At 40.0% G+C, this 20248-nt stretch carries 18 protein-coding genes and 1 pseudogene; 1 reads left to right on the top strand and 18 read right to left on the bottom strand.

Going from position 1 to position 20248, the window contains the following annotated elements:
• Window positions 1-119 precede the first annotated feature (119 nt).
• The 10 genes from ACNR9Q_RS05660 to ACNR9Q_RS05615 all read right to left on the bottom strand — a co-directional run bounded on the left by ACNR9Q_RS05660 (window position 120) and on the right by ACNR9Q_RS05615 (window position 7177).
• Window positions 120-1031: a hypothetical protein gene (locus ACNR9Q_RS05660; RefSeq protein ID WP_419213644.1), complete on the bottom strand. Its 912-nt coding sequence runs from the start codon at window positions 1029-1031 to the stop codon at window positions 120-122.
• Between the two features lie 5 nt (window positions 1032-1036).
• Window positions 1037-2299, bottom strand: coding sequence for an ABC transporter permease (locus ACNR9Q_RS05655; protein WP_419213643.1), 1263 nt, complete (start codon window positions 2297-2299; stop codon window positions 1037-1039).
• A 1-nt stretch (window position 2300) separates the two neighbouring features.
• Window positions 2301-2705: a hypothetical protein gene (locus ACNR9Q_RS05650; protein ID WP_419213642.1), complete on the bottom strand. Its 405-nt coding sequence runs from the start codon at window positions 2703-2705 to the stop codon at window positions 2301-2303.
• Window positions 2706-2708: 3 nt separating this feature from the next.
• Complete coding sequence (locus ACNR9Q_RS05645) at window positions 2709-3014, bottom strand: excalibur calcium-binding domain-containing protein (RefSeq protein WP_419213641.1); 306 nt, start codon at window positions 3012-3014, stop codon at window positions 2709-2711.
• A 22-nt stretch (window positions 3015-3036) separates the two neighbouring features.
• Window positions 3037-3225 (bottom strand): YegP family protein, encoded by a 189-nt coding sequence (locus tag ACNR9Q_RS05640; RefSeq protein WP_419213640.1) that lies wholly within the window; start codon window positions 3223-3225, stop codon window positions 3037-3039.
• A 369-nt stretch (window positions 3226-3594) separates the two neighbouring features.
• Window positions 3595-3771, bottom strand: a complete 177-nt coding sequence (locus ACNR9Q_RS05635) for a hypothetical protein (protein ID WP_419213639.1) — start codon at window positions 3769-3771, stop codon at window positions 3595-3597.
• Between the two features lie 155 nt (window positions 3772-3926).
• A complete protein-coding gene (locus tag ACNR9Q_RS05630) occupies window positions 3927-4196 on the bottom strand; it encodes a hypothetical protein (protein ID WP_419213638.1) in 270 nt (89 codons plus the stop codon).
• Window positions 4197-4318: 122 nt separating this feature from the next.
• Complete coding sequence (locus ACNR9Q_RS05625) at window positions 4319-4984, bottom strand: DNA-binding response regulator (RefSeq protein ID WP_419213637.1); 666 nt, start codon at window positions 4982-4984, stop codon at window positions 4319-4321.
• Between the two features lie 11 nt (window positions 4985-4995).
• On the bottom strand, window positions 4996-6591 hold the full coding sequence (locus tag ACNR9Q_RS05620; RefSeq protein ID WP_419213636.1) for a tetratricopeptide repeat protein: 1596 nt from the start codon (window positions 6589-6591) through the stop codon (window positions 4996-4998).
• A gap of 424 nt (window positions 6592-7015) precedes the next feature.
• Window positions 7016-7177 (bottom strand): hypothetical protein, encoded by a 162-nt coding sequence (locus ACNR9Q_RS05615; protein ID WP_419213635.1) that lies wholly within the window; start codon window positions 7175-7177, stop codon window positions 7016-7018.
• 337 nt (window positions 7178-7514) lie between these two features.
• On the opposite strand from ACNR9Q_RS05615, the gene ACNR9Q_RS05610 reads away from it, so the two are divergent.
• A complete protein-coding gene (locus tag ACNR9Q_RS05610; RefSeq protein ID WP_419213634.1) occupies window positions 7515-8468 on the top strand; it encodes a hypothetical protein in 954 nt (317 codons plus the stop codon).
• Window positions 8469-9416: 948 nt separating this feature from the next.
• Here ACNR9Q_RS05610 and ACNR9Q_RS05605 read toward each other — a convergent pair.
• The 8 genes and pseudogenes from ACNR9Q_RS05605 to ACNR9Q_RS05570 form a co-directional block, all read right to left on the bottom strand.
• Window positions 9417-9746: pseudogene (locus ACNR9Q_RS05605) on the bottom strand (hypothetical protein); the annotation flags it as partial.
• A gap of 134 nt (window positions 9747-9880) precedes the next feature.
• Entirely contained in the window at window positions 9881-11401 is a 1521-nt protein-coding gene (locus tag ACNR9Q_RS05600) for an aminotransferase class V-fold PLP-dependent enzyme (protein ID WP_419213633.1), read from the bottom strand.
• 70 nt (window positions 11402-11471) lie between these two features.
• Complete coding sequence (locus tag ACNR9Q_RS05595) at window positions 11472-12494, bottom strand: TlpA family protein disulfide reductase (protein WP_419213632.1); 1023 nt, start codon at window positions 12492-12494, stop codon at window positions 11472-11474.
• A gap of 2 nt (window positions 12495-12496) precedes the next feature.
• Window positions 12497-14491: a cytochrome c biogenesis protein CcdA gene (locus tag ACNR9Q_RS05590; RefSeq protein WP_419213631.1), complete on the bottom strand. Its 1995-nt coding sequence runs from the start codon at window positions 14489-14491 to the stop codon at window positions 12497-12499.
• Window positions 14492-14498: 7 nt separating this feature from the next.
• On the bottom strand, window positions 14499-14945 hold the full coding sequence (locus ACNR9Q_RS05585) for a protein-disulfide reductase DsbD domain-containing protein (protein ID WP_419213630.1): 447 nt from the start codon (window positions 14943-14945) through the stop codon (window positions 14499-14501).
• Between the two features lie 266 nt (window positions 14946-15211).
• Entirely contained in the window at window positions 15212-17965 is a 2754-nt protein-coding gene (locus ACNR9Q_RS05580; RefSeq protein ID WP_419213629.1) for a M16 family metallopeptidase, read from the bottom strand.
• Window positions 17966-18256: 291 nt separating this feature from the next.
• The gene (locus ACNR9Q_RS05575; protein WP_419213628.1) at window positions 18257-18712 is read right to left on the bottom strand and encodes a hypothetical protein; all 456 of its coding nucleotides are present in this window, start codon (window positions 18710-18712) and stop codon (window positions 18257-18259) included.
• Window positions 18713-18806: 94 nt separating this feature from the next.
• A complete protein-coding gene (locus tag ACNR9Q_RS05570; protein WP_419213627.1) occupies window positions 18807-20243 on the bottom strand; it encodes a TlpA family protein disulfide reductase in 1437 nt (478 codons plus the stop codon).
• Window positions 20244-20248 lie beyond the last annotated feature (5 nt).

Below are 20248 nucleotides of genomic sequence, written 5' to 3'. Positions count from 1 at the left end.
GTCTGGTTCACCTGTTGATTTAGCAATTCTTTTTGGACCTTTTTTAATTCCCATAACTTTTTATTCTAATTAAACAATCTTTAATTGGGTGATTTCTATTAATTGCACATTTGCTACAATTATCCCTTTTTCAAAATAAAATCCTGTATCACCTTCTTCATATTTGAGGGTAAGTCCGCTTGTTTTATTTCAAAATTTTTTACATTCATATCCGTTAGCCACTTTGTCCAATAGGCTTTAATAACATCTTCTTCGTAAGGATTCTTATCATCTGGATTAATACCCAAGACCAATACTTCAAGATTGTTCAGGTTATTATTGGCGACCACAAAACCAAAATCTTGCTTTTCAAACTTGTCTTTCCAACCTGTTTTGTTAAAACCAAAGTCCCTTACTTCCTTAGGGGTTAAATAGGTGGTTTTATTTCCTTCCTTTATTTTGGTATCCTTATGGTAGATGTAGCCATCAGTTAAGACCACCAGAATATTTCGATAACCCTCTTCAATACAATAATCATTTACCTTGTTCTTAAAAAAGCGCCACGTATCTGAGCCTACATAGTGGTCATCTTTAATGCCAGCTTCATATATAAGTGTAGAAATACTATCGTATTTTTTACAGGTAGCTAAGATTGCTTCCTTAGAAACGGTACTCTTGTCAAAAGAGATTTTAAGAGCCTCCAGTTTTTGGTTTAAGGTTTTATCAGAAGGTTCTGGATCAATGAATACCCGAATTTTGTCGTCTATTTTTATCAATCGTTTATTCATGATATGCGACTCAAAATTCTCTGCAACTGCCTTTAAATAACCAATATCCCTTTGATAAAACTCCATTGCAGGGGAAGGATATTTCTCAGGGTTTATTCTATCCGACAAATCTAAAAGGACACTTATATTTAAGTTGGAATTTACAGCCACCTTAGGAAAATCATGCTCATGAACAAATTCCTTGGTCTTAGGGTCATCAAGACAAGAAATAAATGTAAAACTCAAAAATGCCAAGGCTAAAAGATATTGCGTAAACTTTTTCATATTTTTTAATTAATTAATTTATACAAACGACCTTCATAACTTTCATCGGCAATGTCATGCTCCTCTAAATGCTTTTTTTCCTCAACCCTGCACTGAGACAATAATTGATCTCGCCTTTTTAAAGAATCAAAATTGTCTGCTATCGCCAAAAACCACCCTTTTACATATTCAGCATGATAGGTGAGATACTGTTTGTTGGAAAACACAAAACCATCTATAGTTCGTTGCAGGTCGCTTATTTTTCCTTCTATACCTGAAATTTCCTCTTTAATAGGCCCAAGCTTTTCAGTTTGTTCAGTAATTTCTTGTTCGCAGTTTTTAATTTCTTCGCGCTTAGATTTAATAAATGTTTTTATTTTATCGAAGTTGTCATATTCCTTCATTATGAAATCGAACACCAGTCCCCAAATGATATAAACCACAAAACCGGCAAAGATTATTCCCCAAAACTCAGCTTTTGTAAAAGCTATTTGCACATTAAAATCAGGCGAATTGAGGGTTTTCTCAATATCATAAATTTTCTTTTCAATTTGATAGGCCAGTATGGCATCGAAAATAAAAGTGACCACAAATAAGGTTGCTATCTTCACATAGGATAGCCAATTCTTATGTTTTTGAAACATGTGTATCAAATACCCCAGACCCATAAATGCAAAGGGAATCGTTGCTACAAAAACACCTTCTAACCAACCATCATCAATTGCCTTGGTCAAGGCATTTGCATCAAAAATCGCATTGGTCAATTGCTCGGTATCAAAGGTTTTAAAGAAAGCAGAATAGGAAGCCGATATATAAAAAACTAGCAAATAAAATGTGATAGGGATGAGCACAATTAGACCGAGATAAAATTGTGCTTTAGGTTTTTTGTCCGCATCTTCCACATATTTTTCAGGGTTATGCTTTACATCAGCTATTTCATTCTTGAAAGTTCTTATTTTTTCTTCCAAATTGACTATACCCTCCTCAATAATGCCTTTTACCGTTTTCCTTTTCTTTAATTCTATTTCATACTTACTTCGTTCCTGTACATAGGGTTCCTTTAATTCTTTCTGCAACTTTTCATCTTCCCTACATTTACCCTTGTAATCCATATAGACATCTTGTAAACAAGCCTTGAAGATCATGTGATTCCCCTCAGCCTGTTTAGAAGATCCATAACCACTTTCAAAAAATGAAAGTTTTATTTTTTTAACATCTTCCTCAATAGGTTTTTCAACTTCCGGCGGAGTACTTTTTTTAATAGAGAATATATTTTTTAGAGATCCCATATTAGTCTTGCATTTTGGCTATTAGTTCTTTTAAAGAAATTTTCACTTTTGCATTTTCAAGAAGGAATTCACAGATATCATCAATGTTTTCTTCTAAAAATTGAAATTTTAAACAGTACTTTTTCAGGGTATTGGTTTCGTCTTCGGTAACAATTCCGTCAGCCCAAATCATAAGAGCCAAGTCATACAAGTACTCTATTTTCTCTTCTAAAGAATCCGGAACAAAAGACTCTTGGGAAGGGTTTAATAGAATTTCATTTAACTGATCTTTACTAAGCCCCCTCTCCTCTGCAAATTTGTAAAGCATTTTCAATTCTAGCACGTCAAAATTATCGTCTGCAAATGCCATTTGATATAGCCTTAGAAAATGACTCTTTAACCCTATTGATATATTTAGTTTCTCCATATTTTAGTAATTGCCGTTTTCACAGGCTATGTTATCATTGTCTCTATCTAAATTTGAATAACAACTTCTATCCCCTTCAAAAGCGGCTTGGGCTTCTGCCTGATTGGCAAAATCTGCACATTTCCTAGACTGACAGGTAGATTCAGCTTCACAGGAGAAACTAAAAAAAGTAACCAATAACAATAGAAAAACTCCCAAACAACCTTTCTTGTTAGCCTTCTTAAGTCTCCGATTTCCTTGGTCTTTGCTCACAAAATGACCTTGAACATACGTGCCATCTTTTTTATAATATCCTCTTCTGTAGCTCATTATTTTTGAATTAAAGTTCGTATTAGGAGGATAGGTCTTCTATATCAGCATTTGGTGCATCTCTTTTTACGGACTCAATACCATCTTTACAACTTTGCTTTGCATTGTACATTTCGCTGGTTGCAATTACTTCCCCATTTCCCTTAGAACGTAGGTTGAAATAAAATTTACCATTACTACTCTTTTTAATTTCGAATCTTGGAAAAGCCATAATTTTAGTTTTAATTATTAATCATTCAAACCTAAATACATTCAAAGACAATCCCTTACAGATATCTGTAAAGCAAAAAAAAAGAGCAGTATAAATACCGCTCTTTTTTTTACAATTATTCTAAATTCAGTCTTCCCAACCACAAAGTGTTCTGTCCATTTCCTTGGCTTTAGATAACGAAACCTGATACACATTCGTTGAGCAGTTGGACAAGCCCCTACATGATTTTACATAATGATATTTTTTACTGCCTTTTCCTTTGCAGATGTAGACATTGGTTTCTAGCTCTTTATGAGTAATAGAAAAAATCACAGTTATAAAAAAGAGTGACAATATTTTCATTATACAATTACATTAAAGGAAAATAATTTAATTTTTACATCCATTTTTAGCACAGGTAATTCGTTCTGAAGTATTTATCCAATGACTAGAATGTTCTGTAGTATCAAAACCACATCCTGTAGTTCCTCCCTTAGTTCCTTTATGAACTTCATTAGTTGGTGTATGTTTTACCGCCATAATATTATTATTTTTAAAATTAAACATTTATTTTTTGCCTTTAGGTGCCCTTTGAGATAATACACTACCCGCTGCTTTCTTGCTATCTCTACCAGTTCTTTTATCGTTTAGAACTTTTGAAGCGAAGGTTACGGACTCTTTGCTTGTCTTTGTTTGCCATTTTCTTATTTTTTTATTCGAAATCAAATCCCGTTGAACTCGCTTGCTAAAACAGCAATAGCTTTTTCCAAACTAACACCTAGACTATTGCAAACACCTTGTAGATCATCAACTGCTTGATTAGAGCTTTTCTTAGAATGCCATAAGGTTGTATTTGGTAAGTAATAAGTTTTTGATTTTCCCTCAAACATAAAACTGTCACTATAGCCCATATCCGACATACTTTTTTTAACATCGGTATGAAGCCTATTTACATCATAAGAAATTAAAATCACTCCTATTGTATTTCCCATTTTTTATCCTTTTAAAAATTTCTTTTTCAAACCTAAACCCATTAAAAGACAATCCCTTACGGATATCCGTAAGGGATTGAAATTTGTTTAACTTTTATGAAGTTTATAAGAAAAGTTAGGAGTTAAATTCTGCCTTCCTTCGCAAGTTTAAATAGCAAATTTGTAGTATTCTTAGCCTCATACTCATCATAAAGTCTGCTTATTCTTTTATCTATGGTACTTTCACTGTTAGGGGTAATCTTTTCTTTTTTAAATTTTCTAGACACCTCTTTTTTTGTAAGGCCGTTAGCGAGTTCTTTTAATATAGCACGGTCAAAATCATCCAATTCTACCACATTGTGGGGAACGTTCAAATTTAGCTGCGGGGACACATAGGTTCTATTATGGTACACCTCGTTAATGGCACTAACCAGCTCCACCATACCATTACGACCCTTGCATACATAACCATTAATTTTTTGCTCTTTAAAAAGCGTATTGATTTGTATGGGATTGTTTTCCATAGAGTGCACAATAATCTTTAAACTAGGCTGCAAGGTTCTTGCGGCTGTAATAAGCTCAAAACCTGATGTCAACTTTCGGTCTACGTGGTCTTCCTCAAAAAACAAATCGGTAATCAATAACTCATACGCATCGTTATTTTTAAAGGCTACTTTTAAGCGGGTAAACGCCTTATCGCAATACAATTCACTTTGTAATTCTTCAATGGCCAATTTTTCTTTTAAGGTTTCTGCAATGCCGTAGTTTTCTCCCTGAAAATCCTCGGACAATAGTATTTTATTGAACATGGTGTATTTAATTACTTAGGTATCTGGATTTCTGCCCGAAACCCTTTCCCCTCTTCTGAATCAAAAATAATGCTTCCGCCTATGGCTTGAATACGCTTTTCTGTATTTTGAAGTCCATTTTTTCTTAATAGAGCTTCTTTTGATGCTCCAACCCCATCGTCTTCATAGTAAGCATAGAGCATGTTATTTTGGTCTTTGAATAAAATTATGGTTTGGCTTGCCTTACTATGTCTAGCCATATTGATTACCAGTTCTTGCAATACTTTAAAAAGAATGGTTTTTGACTGATTACTTACCATTGACCAATCCAATTCTTTACCTCCATTAAACATCATTTCGACCTCTGCCGGTTTCGCAAATTCTAAGGTAGCTTTGAGAATCTTCCAAAAATCGGGACCTGTATCTACCGAATTTAAGGTTCTAGAAAAGTCCCGAGTATTATTATAAAGTTCTTCTGTTTTATCTAAAATTACTTCTTTGTCCGCATTTAGCTGTATTAGTGACATTAGCTGATTTAATTTACCACCATGGTCATCATGTAACTTTCGGGATAGTTCCGCTTCGGTTTCTTGAATAGCTTCTAGCTTTTCCGCCTTACCTGTTTGTCTCAATCGTTTTGTGCGTTGTTTAAATGCAAAAAGAGAAAGACCAAAAACGGTTGTGATAAAGAGAAAACCTCCCAGATATAGAATCTTTTGAGTTCGTTCTCGGCTTGCCTCTAATTCCTTTTCAGCATTTTCTTTTTCCAAACGCAAGTTTTCCTCCTGCGTTACTTTGTTATCATATTTATATTTAGCAAATTGGGTCTTCACCTTCAACTCCTTTTGATACAAGCTGTCCTGTAAAAAAACATACCGATCCCTGATATATAAATTTTTAGGCTTAACCTTCATTAAAAACCTAAGCGCATCGGCCTCCGCCCTAGGAATTTTTAACTTTCTAGATAATTGAATGACAGAATCAAAATAACTTATAGCCCTTTTAGGGTTGTTTGCACTGTTAAACTCTCCTAAATGCGTATAACTGGCTATTTGTCCTCGTTTATCTTTGTTTTGTTTTCTGATTTCCAAAGGTTTTTGAAACTCTTGTTCGGTTATCCTTTCTTCTTCTGAAAGCCATTTTGAATATGCCAAGTTATCAAGAACCCGGGCATATTCTATTTGATTTTTGGTAAGATTGGAATCAAGTAGAATTGATTTCAATATTGAAATTCCTCCAATGTAATCCTGATTATCTATGTAAGTTGTCGCAAGATTATTTTTGTAAACTAGTCTATAACTAGCATTGTTTGTTACTTCAATTGCTTTATGATAATAAGCTTCTGCTTCTTTATAGTTAAATAGCTTTCTATGGTCTGTAGCTAGGGTATTATATAGGGCTGCAATTGAAATACTATCCTCATTTTCGTTAATAAATGATAAAGCTTCGGTCAAGGTTTCTTTACTTCCAAAAAAATCATTTTGATCTTTTTGAATAGCACCCATATTTATAAGTGTCTTCCCAGTCCAAATACTATCTTTTATCCAAGTAAAATAATTCTTGGAAAGATTATAGTGCAAAAACGCACTATCCGGTATATGAGCAATTTGCTCATAATAATATCCCATTAAGTAATATTGCTTCGCAGCGTAATAAGGGTTTTTATTTTTTATCGCGTTCTTTATTAGTTTTACATGAAAACTTATTAGACTATCATAATTGCCCAAATCAAAAAAAATCAAATTTCTCTGGTACTCTAATTGTTCATTAATCGGTCGCCATTCAAATTTACTTGATATGTGTATTGCCTTATTAATTGAATTAAGCCGATTCTTTTTGGTAAGATTTAAATCTTGAGACTCTAAAAAAAAATAACTAATACTATCATTCAAATTTTTTGAATCTAATCGTTCCCCTTCTTCTTTATTGCAGGAAAGAAAGGTTACAATTAAAACAATAAGTAAAATATTTCTCAAGAAAATGAATTAAAAAGAGCTGTGCTTAAATTAATAAGCACAGCCCAAGTTAAATAAATAATTCAGATAAATTAATTCACTTCGCAGGTGGAGGTGGTGGAGGTGGTGTATTACCATCATCCCCTTCGGTTGCCTGAATATCATAAAGACTATCCATTTCTGCGACAGAATCATCTGAACAGGAGAATAAAAACATATTAAAAACCAAGGCCATAGCGGCTATCATTACTTTTCTCATACTATTTAATTTTAAAAAATTGGACATAAGAGTGGCCGTTTGGGATGTTCCCAAATTCATTTTCACAAACCCCTTAAGAGTCTGGAACACTCTTTTAATTTTCGGAAAGTGGAAATCAAATGCGGCAGTCTTTAACTACTTTCCTTTTGGCCAAAAACAGGCCGCATTACAGATTTCCGTAAGTATGATTTTCTAGAAGTACTATGTTAGCAATGCATAGTGGAATCATCCTCGAGAACAAAGTTATATGAGGTAAAATGTTATTTTTATAAGTGATTCCAAGAATTCCAAAAGTTCCCAAGAATTCCAGAGAAATTCCGAAAATTCCAACAAAACCATGGAAAGAAAAACCAGTGACAGTTATCAGAAAGAGGTTTTAGAGCAATACAAATTGAATAAAGGAGGTGAGTTAAGTACATATCTTTTGAACCCAACGCCAAGACTCATAAAACAGGCCTGTATTCTGTTACTAAACAAAAGGACTTCCCCAGATGACAGAAATACACTCAATTGCTTTTTTCAATTTAAAGAAGATGAGAACAGGTTAAGGGAAGTTAAAGGCTTTGAAAATGATAGATTTAAACCAATTGTAAATTTTTTAAAAGGAAGAACTAAAAATACGAGTGAAGAAAATATTGAACTCATTAGTTGGCTAATCGATTTTAATCCAAGACCACTTCGCCAATATTTAAAATCTTATAATCCAATTTCTGAGCTAGACCATACAAAACCTGAAAGCTTCGATGAGTTAAAAAACTCAGATATCAGTAAGCCCAATAAGTCGCAGTTTGAAAGAAATCTTATTAAGAGAAAACTAGATAAAACCAAAAATAATGAAGAAAAAAAGAAGAAACGCTCGCGGATATTAACAATTTCTATCATTGTCACATTTGGAATGACAATACTAATTTTAGGTAGGCAAAAATGGAATAGTAATCGTCAAAATAGAATTATAAAAGAAACTGAATGCATGACTTGGTCGGATAGCCTTTATGTTGCTATTTCATGCAATGAATACCCTTTATCAAAGCATGGAACCCAGGTTAAGCCACTAGACCCTATGGAATTAAAAAATATGCGGAAAGTGGAAGTCAATGCATCATATCAGTTTTTTAACGAAGAAGGGAAACCTATGATTTGGTACTATAAGAATAAAGAAGGGGAAATTGAATATTTTACGGCACCAGGACTACATCCTAGGAACGGAGAAACTTTACGAAAAATAACTCCATACATTATTGAAACATATGTACCAAATCATATGGATAGAAAAAACTCATTTGTTCCTTAAAAGTCTTAAATAGAAGTGAAAACGTTAATTTTAAGCTAAAATGTGAGCCGTGCGGTGTACCCAAAAACACACGCTTTGGCAGTTCCTGTATAACGGGCGTTTCGAAGAATAATTCGAGTCCCGTCCATCGACTGCTTAAATAGTATAAAAAACATTAAAACCCCTGTGAATAAATAATTTACGGGCCTTTAAATATTATATATCTTCAAAACTCACCATTTAATATCATAAAAAAGGTGAGTCTCGTTGAGAGTCCGGGAATCCCTATGAAAGACTCACCAACATTGAAGTAATCCATTGTTAAAAAAATATTTGAAAGTTAATTTTAATATTTGGTGCCTAAAGCCTTCCAGGGAAATCATTCAAAACCCTCGCCACTTTTTGGCTTACCGCTCACAAAGTCCCGCATATTTTGTCGATTGAAATGGAAACGCCAGCCATAGTATAACTGCCATCCCAGAATATGGTGATTGTGATAAAACCACTAATAAGCGGCTAAAATTATGTCAACTGCGTAAAAATTTAAGGTGGTTCAGATTACCGTTTTTAATGGCTCTAGGGTTCCATGCTTCAAGTCTTAGAGGATGAATATTAATAAATTACCCATAAAAATATGAGGTTCACGATACGATTTATCGATATTTCATCAAAAAAAAACGGCTTCCATAATAGGATACTATAGAAGTGTATCCCACAAAACTATAGCCTCACCCCTTTCCCAGATCAATGATTACCACAAAAGGTAAGGTTCACCTATAGTATTGTATTTTTTAATGGTCCTTGGTATGACCCCCAACTGAGACCTCAGATATCATTATGGAACAAAAAAGTTTTCAAAGTCCTATACTATTAAAAAAGGCCACCCAAAAAAACAAGGTGGCCCCAACACTAAATCAGACTAATTCAAAATGAAGAATTATCGTTCGGGCATTCCGGACCTCATCTGTTTTAAAACATCATTGGTTGTTCAGAACCTCCATCCATCGGTGTATTATTTCTGCACGACATTAAATACCGTTCCACATCGAATGCAGTCATATAGCCTGTCCCTCCGGGAGTGACCGCCTGGCGGTATATGTTGTCCTGGGCATCGCCACTGGCAAACACCCCGGGCCTATTGGTCTTGGTGGATTTCGGCTGCGTGATGATATAGCCGGTTGCGTCCATGTCCAACTGTCCCATGAAAAAGAATCCGTCGCAAACGGCGCAGGCTGAGACCCCAACTCCCCGTAACCATTGCTCACTGGGAATGTTCAAGTATCTCGACGAGGCGGCAGTGTATCCTGCCGGACCCGAGCCAATGATCAATGTCCTTATTCTTTCGGTTCGCTCTCCCATATCTCTGTTACTTGGTTTAATGTCTTGTGCGCGAGTTCATCATCTTATGCTTTCCCTTCTTCTTTGGGAGGTAATCACTTAAGGGAAAACCAGCCTTTGACCTCCTTGATCAGGAAGGCATCTTCATGCACCAAATGGTCAAATTCGTTGGTGGCGGGGTCATATTTGTAATCCTTTTGCCACTGTCCAACATTTTCAATGGTCTGGTGGATCGCATCGCAGATATAATCCAACTCCTCATTGGACATTACCGGATGCAGGGACAGTCGCACCCAACCGGGTTTATTGGAAAGATCCTTTTTTTCAATTCCCTGAACGATCAAATGGGATGCCGTCCCATCGATGTCAAAAAGGGAGTGCGCATAGGTACTGGCACAGGACCACCCTCCCCTGACCTGCACCCCGAACCTATCATTGAGCAGGCGCACCATCAGGTTATAGTGTATCCCCTCCACCACGAACGACACACATCCAATCCTATCCACTTGGATATCCCCCAGGATCTGCACTTGCTTTATCTTGGATAATCTTTTGAAACAGAGTCCCAATAATTCGGTTTCCCGTTCCTTGATCCTGTCCACTCCCATGGCCTCCTTCAACCGTATGCTCAAGGCCGCACGGATGGCCTGCAAAAATCCCGGTGTGCCCCCGTCCTCCCTGACCTCGATGTCCTGATTGTAACCAAAGTGCCCATCGGGATCTGTCCAAAGTACATTTCCCCCTCCGGGGACATCAGGTACACTGGAAGCATACATTGATCTGTGGAACACCAGGACGCCACAGCTCCCGGGGCCGCCCAGAAATTTATGTGGGGAGAACACAACGGCGTCCAAGCGCTCGACAAAATCCTCTGGGTGCATATTGATTTCCACGTACGGTGCGGATGCGGCAAAGTCCGCTATACAAAAACCACCATGCCGGTGCATGACCTTGGCCATTTGGTGGATTGGCGTTATGATGCCGGTAACGTTCGAACATGCCGTAAAAGCCCCGATCTTAATGGCCCTATCTTTATACCGCTGTAGAAGCTCTTCCAAATTCTCCAGACTGAAAAGCTTGTCCTTGCCGGCGGGCACAATGACCACGTCCGCTATCGTTTCCATCCAAGAGACCTGGTTGGAGTGGTGCTCCATGTGGGAGATGAACACCACCGGCCTGTTCCGCTCAGGGATATCTAACTTCTCCCTCACCACCTCCGGATACCGCAATCCCATGATTCGCTGCAGGCGCACCAGGGCACCCGTCATACCGGTCCCAGTAGTCACCAGGGCATCCTCTTCCGAAGCATTGACATGGCTCTTGATAATACCGCGTGCATGCCTATAGGCATAGGTCGAGACCTTTCCTGTTTGGCTCGAAAAGGAATGGGTGTTGGCCACCATCGGTCCCACCTTATATATCATCGCGTCCTCGACCCAGCGGTGTAGCCTACCGCTCGCGATCCAGTCCGCATACACGATCGGGAATGTCCCATAGGTCGTATGGAAGGACGAATTGCCTCCAACAATACTCTTTCTGTATGGTACAAAATAGGCCTCCAAGCTAGATGGATTATTTTCAGGACTGCTTTCCTGTTCTTGGGCTTTGCGAATCATTTTCTTGATTTGAGTGAGTTACAAGTATGTCCTCTTTCCACCACATTAAGGTCATGTGCAATCATCCTGTTTATAGTTTTAGCTCGTTGAACACTTCGATCAATTCGTTGTCCGATGGTCTTGGAGCATTTGAAGAAATGATATTCCCCTCTGGACCGATCAATAAAAATCTTGGGATGGAATTGATTCTATAGTCCTGTATGAACTTGGATCCAGCATCTTCATCTGTCAACAATTGGATACCACCGAGGTCTTTTTCTTTGATCATGGCCTTCCATTTGTCCTTGTCCTCCTGCTTGTCTATGGAAATACTGACAAAATGAATGTCCCTATCCCTATAGTCCTCCTCGACCCTCTTTAAAAAAGGGACTTCTTGTATACAGGGAACGCACCAAGTGGCCCAGACATCCACATAAACATATTTACCTTTTAAATCCTCCAAAGAGGTCTTACCTCCCGCATAATTTTCATATCCCTCAAAAACCGGTGATGGGTTTCCCCTGACAAGCACGGTCTCCATATATTTCTTATCATCATATTCACCGCTTACATAGTTTTTAATCTGTTCCAATTGCTTGGTTTCGTCTTCGATAAATGTAGAGTCAAGATTTTTTAAGGACTGGAAAGATTGGTTCAAGGAATCAAAAACCGCATCCACATAGCTGCCAAATGCTTCCTTATCCAAATCGAAAATGTCGACATTGTTCAGTACTTTTTCTTGCATCAGTGCTTTTTTAGCCAAATAATTGTTGGCATTTTCACCAATCCCGGTGTAGGCGATACTTTCGTCAAATGCCTTCGTATCCAAGGTGATATTTAGATCAAAACCGTTCTCCAGATACAAACTTGTATATTCCTTACCATCAAATAGCACATAGTACCCCTTTTCAACTTTTAGCGTATCTGAAAAGGTACCATCTGAATTGACTTCCAATCTTTTTTGGTAGGTTTCCGAACTAATGGTCAGGGAATCCGAGTTCTTGTCAATAATGGTTCCCGACAGGGCAACATAATCCTTGGGTATCTTTTTACAAGCCATGACCACCATTGCCACCATTGCCACCAATGCAAATACATAAAATGAGTTTCTCATTGCTATTGTTTAAAATTTTTAATCCCGTTCCTTAACCAATTTTCGTACACTTCCACATCGGGTGTATAGGCAATCGGATCTATCAGGTTATTTTCATCATGGTCCATCAACACATACAAGGGCTGGGTATTTGCCTTATACCTAATGGTCTGCAGCTCACTCCATTTTTGCCCGATGTACTTGAGCTGTTTTCCCGGTTTTAGCTTGGACTCGACCACCTCTCCTTCCGGTAGTGGGCGTTTGTCGTCAACGTATAATGAGACCAGCACCACCTCATTCCTGAGGATGTCCAATATCTCCGGTCTTGGCCAGACGTTCTGTTCCATCTTCCTACAATTGACACAGGCCCAGCCTGTGAAATCGATCATCACTGGCTTGCCCACTTCCTTGGCATAGGCCAATCCCTTGTCGTAGTCGTTAAAGGCCAAGATGTCATGGGGCGCCAGTAAATGTGCGCCGTCCGGAAGCCCCCCATGCCCTTCCAATACCGTGGACTGCCCCCCTGTCTTGGAGTTCCCTACCCCATAGGGTGATTCGCTGTACTCCAAGGGTGGGGGGAAGGCACTGATAAGGTTCAGGGGCGCGCCCCATAGCCCGGGCACCATATATATGGTGAACGACAGTACCAATAGCCCGAGGCCGAGCCTCCCCACGGAGATATGCTCCAAGGGGGAGTCGTGAGGCAACCGCAGCTTGCCGAACAGGTAAAAGGCCAAGACCCCGAAAATAGCGATCCATATGGCGATGAACACTTCGCGCTCCAGCAGGTGTGCCTGTAGCACCAGATCGGCCTGGGAAAGGAACTTGAAGGCCAGGGCCAGTTCCAGAAAGCCAAGCACCACTTTTACCGTGTTGAGCCATCCCCCCGATCTGGGCAGGGAGTTCAGCCACCCTGGGAAGGCGGCGAACAGCGCAAAGGGAAGTGCTATCGCCAAGGAAAATCCAAACATGCCGATGATCGGTGCCGAGCCGCCCTTCGATGCCGCTTCTACTAGTAGTGTACCGACTATAGGACCCGTGCACGAGAACGACACTATCGCCAGGGCCAGGGCCATGAAGAAGATGCCGATCAGGCCACCGCGGTTCGCCCGTGAGTCCACCTTGTTCGCCCAGGAATTGGGCAGCATGATTTCAAAGGCCCCTAGGAAGGAGACCGCAAATATCACCAATAGCAGAAAGAACACAAGGTTGAACCATACATTGGTCGCCAAGGCATTGAGCGCATCGGCACCAAAGACCGCCGTCACAGCAGTGCCCAAAAGCACATAGATCACGATGATCGAAACACCGTACAAGACGGCATTCCTGATGCCAACAGCCCTATTCTTGCTCTGTTTGGTAAAAAAGCTCACTGTCATGGGGATCATCGGAAAGACACAGGGCGTCAACAAGGCCGCAAAACCCGATAAAAAAGCTAAGAAAAATATGGACCAGAGGCCTTTGCCAGATGTGGCACCGGAATCATGGTCTGCCTTGGTTGTCGGTTGGACTTCCGCAGCGGAGGATTCTGTTTGTGCCATACCAGTGCGGGTTCCCGACAATTTGTAGACCAGTTCCTCTTCCGTTGGGGGCAGGCAACGAATGTCGTCACAGACCATGAACTCCACAAAACCGGTAATGGTAACCGGTTCCTTGACCAGCTCTATTTTTTGCTTGAACACCGCTGTTTTCTCAAAATATGTGATCTCCATCTTGAACACCGGGTCTTCCACGGTAGTCCCCCCATCCTCCATGGTATTGCCGACGATTGTAAAGTTCCCGCTACTGTCATCATATATGAAAGTGGTGGCCAGGGGTCCATCTTTTGGGACGCTTTGTGAGTACAGGTGCCAACCATCATCAATAGTTGCTTTGGTTATCAAAATGTACTCTGTGTCCGAAATTTTCTCCGTAGAGGTGGTCCACTTGACGGGATTGAATATTTGGGCTTTTGCTGTCCCTGTTTGGAACAACAGTGCCAATACTACTAGTAACAGGAAGTTTCCAGATTTTTTCATGAAATGTTTAATTTACTTTGAACACCAGATCCTCAGTGGTCGGGGGCAGACATTTGCTATTGTCACAGACCATGAAGGTCACTGTTCCATTGATCTGGAAAGGCTCTGTATTTCTGACCTTGATACGTTGTCTAAAAGTGGCCTTGTCCGCAAAGTATTTAATTCTCATTTTAAAAATGGGATCGTTCACCGTGTGTCCCTCTTCCTCAGCGGTATTCCCCTTTTTGAGGTACGAACTGTTCCCCTCAAAAGAAAAACTTGTAGGTGAAGGACCTCCCTTGGGCACGGATTGGGAATACAGATGCCATCCCTTGTCAATGGTGGCCGTGGCGATCAGCTCGACCTCGGTATCGGATATCCTTTCAACGGCCGTATCCCATTCGACTGGCTCAAAAATTTGTGCTTGTAAAATACCGGCTGCCATAACAGCTAAAAAAAATATTGTAACTTTCATTTTCATCTGCTTAATTTTATGTTTTACTCTAAGTTTTAAAATCAGGGCTACACAGGAGGCAGCCCTGATGGTTCCCTTCTTTATGTTCTAGCTAATTCAAATAAAAAAGGTTAAATACGTTCCAGGCCATATAAAAGCCATTGATTTATACTTTCATTTTCTTACCTACGGATTTGCGTGTTTCACTTTGCCATGTTCATGAGATCGCTGCACGAGACAAGGAACATTGATCTACTTCTCCGAGTAACCTCCATTGAAGCAAAGGGTCATAGTTTTGGCTTGAACACCACTTGAAAGGATTTGCCACCATCCAATACCTGCCTTGCTATATCCTGAATATCCTTTTTGGACATTTGTTGAACAATATTTTCAAAATTGTTGGGGTCGTTCAAATCTTCTCCATACCGGAAAAAAGAAGTCAACAGGCGCATATCATATGCATTTTGGTTCTTGGCCTGTTCCCGTTCCTTCAAAAAGTTGTTCCTTGTCTTTTCCAGATCTTTGTCCAGGATTTCACCCTTTGCCATTTTTTTAATCTCACCATTGACGACCGCGACCAGTCTATCCACCAAATCGGGATTACAATCAAAATCGACCCCAACATAAGCATAGGATTTGGGCTCTCTTTCAAAAAAGGCATAAGCACTTGGGCTATAGGCTCCACCCAAATTCTCCCTGACTTCCTCACTGATACGCAATTGCAAAATATCACCGAGTGCAGTGGTGTACAATTCGCTTTTTATAGCATATGGCATCTCTAATTTATAAGCAATATTCACCCTAGATTTAGGGTCTTCCATACGTAAATGGATTTCTTTCCTGATGGCATCAGAAACCCAATCCGTCCCTTCACCTTTAAAGGATTCCTTGCCTTTCTTCGTTGGAATGCCCGCGATGTAACGCTCCAATAGTGGCTCCAATCGCTCTTTCTTTATATCACCTACGATGAAAAATTCAAAGTCGGACACATCAGCAAAGCGTTCTTGATAGATTTCCTTCATCTTATCAAAAGATATTTTTTCTATGAAATCTTGGGCATAAATGGGCTTTTGGGGATTATTGTCACCATAGAGGGTGGCGGTCAGACTGTCCCTCATCTTTTCATTGATCAGTGTGCTCCTTCTTTTGATATAGTTGTCCAAATTATTTTTAAGGACTTGGAACCCATCCCTGTCGAAACGCGGTTTGACAAAATGTAGATGAACCAACTGCAACATGGTTTCGACATCCTTGGAATTGGAACTTCCAAAAATACTTTCAGTGATTTCGGATAGGTCAATGCCCGCTTGTGCTGATTTTCCTGCCATGAGCTTTTGTAAATCACTGGCGGTATATTCACCTAGACCTGACAATTGAACCAAATCCCCCAGAAAACTCGAGGACGGTAGGTCCTCATCTTCCAAAAGTGAGGTGCCGCCATAGCTTAAGGCCTTTAAGGCCACCTTATCGGTTTCCTTGTCGGAATATTTATAATGCACCGTGGTCCCATTGCTCAAAACATAGGTCGTTGCCCCGTTTGTCTCTTCCAAGGTGGTGCTACTGATGGTTCCAGGGGAGATTGTCACGCCTGAGACCAGTGTTTTGCCCTCCAATGTTTCAGTGTAAGCAGTTAAGGATTTGTCAGCCTCCACATCCCTTATGATTTCCAATGCGGTTTCCTCCGTAAGGTTGTCTTGGCCTTCGACCCCTGCAACGGTCAGGTATCGGTTTTCTGTGGTATAGAGTCTTTTTATGGCTTCATGGAAATCCTTGGGCCCAAGTTCAGAAAATATTTGGCTGGCAATTTCATACTCCTTTTCAACATCGGTCATGGTCTCGTTGGCCAAATAGTCATTTCGGATGTGCATGACGATCCACTCATGGACGACATCATTTCGCTGTGCTATTTTATTTTGATAGTCATTTTTTGAACTGATAATGGCCCTTTGCACCTCAGATTCAGTGAAGCCAAACCTTACGGCCCGTTGCAGTTCGGTCAAAATCTCTTTAAAGGCCGCTTTTTGTTGATTCTCCTTGGGAGCAATGTAAAGGCTTAAGGCGTTGGAGGTTCTTGTGAACTCACCATAAGTGGCTTGACCATACAAAAATGAGGCATTGGGACTTTCGGCCCTTTCCTCGATCCTTGAGGTCAGCATTTCCATGGTCAGGGATTCCAATAAATACCTTTTCAAACTGGCCACTGTTTGGTCTTCCAGTGAACGGGCATGACGAATACCAAACTCTATGGAGGCCGTGGCCACCTCTGGATCGGTTGCTAGCTCAAAACCCATTTCCTTGTTCCTGGGGATATCGATCAAATAACGAGTGGCGGGGTCATCCACAGCCGGGATTCCAGAGAATTTTTCTTTGATCTTTTGCTCAATCTGATCCACATCAACGTCTCCAACAATAGCAATTGCTTGTAAGTCAGAGCGGTACCAATCATGATAAAATTGACGTAGTGCCCCGTATTCAAAGTTTTCCACCACGGACATCAAACCTATGGGCAATCGTTCCACATACTTAGAATTGTTGTAACTGGCATGCATTGTCTTTTCAAATATGCGGCTGCTTCCAGATTGGCGTGTACGCCACTCCTCCTTAATGACACCCCGTTCTGCATCGATCTCTTCCTCGGTCAACAATAAATAGTTGGACCAATCCTTCAAAATGGTCAAACAGGTATCGATCAAACCCTCCTTTGTCGGGATATAATTGATATTGTAAACAGTCTCATCAAAATCTGTGTAGGCATTGATATCTTTTCCAAAAACTGCACCGTTTTTCTGTAAGGTGTTGAGGATACCTTTCCCGGGAAAATTTTCGGTCCCGTTAAAGGCCATATGTTCCAAAAAGTGTGCAAGCCCACGTTGGTTCTCATTTTCCAAAATGGAGCCAACATTCTGAATGATATAGTAGCTCGCCGCATCCTTTACCACATCTGTGCTCTTAATGTAATAGGTCATCCCGTTTGGTAGAACGCCCTTAACAATTGATTTATCCACTGGCAAGGGCAGGCTGTAGTCTATGGATTGTGCCATACCTTTGCTTGTCAAAATGAAAAGGCAGGCCATTACTGTGTTGCATATAGTTTTCATAGTAATTTCATTCATTTGGATTGGACCCATAAGTAATCTGAGCCAATTTTTTGTTAATCTCATTTATACTGTTTCAGTATACTTACTCAATTCTTTTCAAGGGTTTTTGGAAAGAATGAACAATCGTTTTTCACTAGAAATATATTTGGTACGAGATCCCTCTTTCTCTTGCCATAGCCTTTTCTATATGCCGCAATTCTAACCTCAAGGAATCTTTCGGTAGTGGTTTTGGTCTCATCCTTTAAAGGGATTTTTGCCCAAGAGCACCTCAAACTCCTTGGACGCCGGAAGCAGGCACATTTGCTTGGTACAGGCCATAAACTTGATGGTAGTCGTCAAAGTTGTTTCCTTATCTGTCCTCAATTTTACCATCTGGCTAAAAGTTACCCCTTTTGAATAGTAAGGAAGACTCTTATTTCCCTGTTGTCCCACACCTCTCTCTTCCATGGGCCCAATGAGTATCACATCGGGATTCTCTTCAATCAAAAACTGCGTGGGCATGCCTAATCCCGTAGTAGCTCCTTTGATGGGATAGATGTGGTACGGTTCATTTATCTCTGCCATAAATTTCACCCTATAGGTCAATGTATCAATACGCTCAACATTGGATTCCCAACTCACAGGATAATCCTGTGAAAATCCGTAATTTATCACGCTACTTAAAAAGACTAAAAAAATAATATGTTTCATAAGTTCACTTTTAAAAATTGCTTTGATTTAAATCCGCACTGGAACAAAGACTTGTGGAAAATATGCGCTCATTTTACAGGATTTTAAAGTCCGATCATTGACTCTTTTTGGCTGCTTCAACCATTTGGGCAACTTCTTCCGCGGCAATTTCATCCGTGGTATCAAAACCTTCCAATTTATAGCGAATCCGACCGTTTCCATCTATGATGAATTTTGCCGGGATTCCTACGGCCTTAAATGCCGTTACCGCTGGGGGGCGGTTCGTGGCAGGATCTATCGTATCCATGTACAGATCAAAATCATAGCCACGTTTACTGAGAAACTCCTTGGCATTGGCCAAAGGGTCCTCAACATTTTCCCAGGTATGGATAAAAAGGAACTCGACATTGGGATCGTCAAGATATCGGTCAGCCGCCATTTGCATTGCCGGGAAAGAGGCCACACAGGGACCGCACCATGTGGCCCAAAAATCCAATACAATGGTTTTTCCCTTAAAGTCTTCCAAGGTCACCTTTTCACCTCTAACATTCGTAACGTAGAACTCTGGTGCAGGTTCATTGACCTCTATTTCCTTGATTTGTAATCTTATTTTATCGATGAACCCCTGTTTTAAAGAGGCAATGTAGGCCTCAACATCCTTATCTGGGTACAACTTGGAATATCCAATTCTTACTTGATCCACATACCTCTTTTCAACCTTACCATCCTTTACCATCTCTGCCAATATGGGCAATGCCTCCCTATATTCTCTCTTCAAGCTAGAGGAAAGAAAGGCATACATTTCAATCAATTCCCTATCCTCAACATCGTTCCCATCCTCATTTTTCAAGCTATTGTAGGCCTCTTTAATATATGGATACGCTTCCTTTGGTTTTCCCGATTTGAAAAGTAACTTTCCGTACTTATTGATATAGGTGTCGTACACCACTTTAGGGTCCACCTTTAAGATTTCACTCAAGCCGCTTTGTCCTTTCAGTTTTTTTGCCCTCTTTAAATTATTGCGGGCAATGGCCAAAGCTTGGGGCTGATCCAGTGGAGCCAGGAGGTCAATGCTCATGGTCAAGGCTGCCACTCTATATGAAGGATCTTCCATGGAATCTATGTATTCCAAAACTTTAGATACATCTGGCACCTCTGCATACGCTAAGGCCACTAAGTTCTTTTCAAAATCCATATTCACATCAGGATACTCCTTGCGCATTGATTGGAAATGATTTTCTATCTCTTGTGCATCTTCTTTTACCTCTTGAAAGGATAATAGTCTTGCCATCCTTGCCTCGGTACTTAAAGGATATTTCTTATTGAGGATTCTTGTGATGTCACTTTTCCTTACGGAATCCCGGTTATAAAACTGGACCAACACCAGTAAGTCCTCAGCCGATCCCTTTTGTAACCTATTTATTTTTTCCAGTAGGACGACTTCATCTTTTTCATTTTGTAGTGAGGCCAACTCTGATTCCCCATTTCCACTTTCCTGTGCACTAAAGAGAAACGTATTGAGCAATAAAAGGGTGAAAACAATTTTTTTCATTCTAT

Source organism: Maribacter sp. X9 (genome assembly GCF_048537565.1).
Taxonomy (GTDB): Bacteria; Bacteroidota; Bacteroidia; order Flavobacteriales; family Flavobacteriaceae; genus Maribacter.
Note: the sequence above shows the minus strand (reverse complement) of the source record. Positions and strands in the feature narration are given on the sequence as shown.

Excerpts from the sequence above, each read along its gene's own strand:
- ACNR9Q_RS05660 (WP_419213644.1), bottom strand. The coding sequence starts at position 1,031 with ATGAAAAAGTTTACGCAATATCTTTTAGCCTTGGCATTTTTGAGTTTT.
- ACNR9Q_RS05655 (WP_419213643.1), bottom strand. The coding sequence starts at position 2,299 with ATGGGATCTCTAAAAAATATATTCTCTATTAAAAAAAGTACTCCGCCG.
- ACNR9Q_RS05650 (WP_419213642.1), bottom strand. The coding sequence starts at position 2,705 with ATGGAGAAACTAAATATATCAATAGGGTTAAAGAGTCATTTTCTAAGG.
- ACNR9Q_RS05645 (WP_419213641.1), bottom strand. The coding sequence starts at position 3,014 with ATGAGCTACAGAAGAGGATATTATAAAAAAGATGGCACGTATGTTCAA.
- ACNR9Q_RS05640 (WP_419213640.1), bottom strand. The coding sequence starts at position 3,225 with ATGGCTTTTCCAAGATTCGAAATTAAAAAGAGTAGTAATGGTAAATTT.
- ACNR9Q_RS05635 (WP_419213639.1), bottom strand. The coding sequence starts at position 3,771 with ATGTTTAATTTTAAAAATAATAATATTATGGCGGTAAAACATACACCA.
- ACNR9Q_RS05630 (WP_419213638.1), bottom strand. The coding sequence starts at position 4,196 with ATGGGAAATACAATAGGAGTGATTTTAATTTCTTATGATGTAAATAGG.
- ACNR9Q_RS05625 (WP_419213637.1), bottom strand. The coding sequence starts at position 4,984 with ATGTTCAATAAAATACTATTGTCCGAGGATTTTCAGGGAGAAAACTAC.
- ACNR9Q_RS05620 (WP_419213636.1), bottom strand. The coding sequence starts at position 6,591 with ATGGGATATTATTATGAGCAAATTGCTCATATACCGGATAGTGCGTTT.
- ACNR9Q_RS05615 (WP_419213635.1), bottom strand. The coding sequence starts at position 7,177 with ATGAGAAAAGTAATGATAGCCGCTATGGCCTTGGTTTTTAATATGTTT.
- ACNR9Q_RS05610 (WP_419213634.1), top strand. The coding sequence starts at position 7,515 with ATGGAAAGAAAAACCAGTGACAGTTATCAGAAAGAGGTTTTAGAGCAA.
- ACNR9Q_RS05600 (WP_419213633.1), bottom strand. The coding sequence starts at position 11,401 with ATGATTCGCAAAGCCCAAGAACAGGAAAGCAGTCCTGAAAATAATCCA.
- ACNR9Q_RS05595 (WP_419213632.1), bottom strand. The coding sequence starts at position 12,494 with ATGAGAAACTCATTTTATGTATTTGCATTGGTGGCAATGGTGGCAATG.
- ACNR9Q_RS05590 (WP_419213631.1), bottom strand. The coding sequence starts at position 14,491 with ATGAAAAAATCTGGAAACTTCCTGTTACTAGTAGTATTGGCACTGTTG.
- ACNR9Q_RS05585 (WP_419213630.1), bottom strand. The coding sequence starts at position 14,945 with ATGAAAGTTACAATATTTTTTTTAGCTGTTATGGCAGCCGGTATTTTA.
- ACNR9Q_RS05580 (WP_419213629.1), bottom strand. The coding sequence starts at position 17,965 with ATGGCACAATCCATAGACTACAGCCTGCCCTTGCCAGTGGATAAATCA.
- ACNR9Q_RS05575 (WP_419213628.1), bottom strand. The coding sequence starts at position 18,712 with ATGAAACATATTATTTTTTTAGTCTTTTTAAGTAGCGTGATAAATTAC.
- ACNR9Q_RS05570 (WP_419213627.1), bottom strand. The coding sequence starts at position 20,243 with ATGAAAAAAATTGTTTTCACCCTTTTATTGCTCAATACGTTTCTCTTT.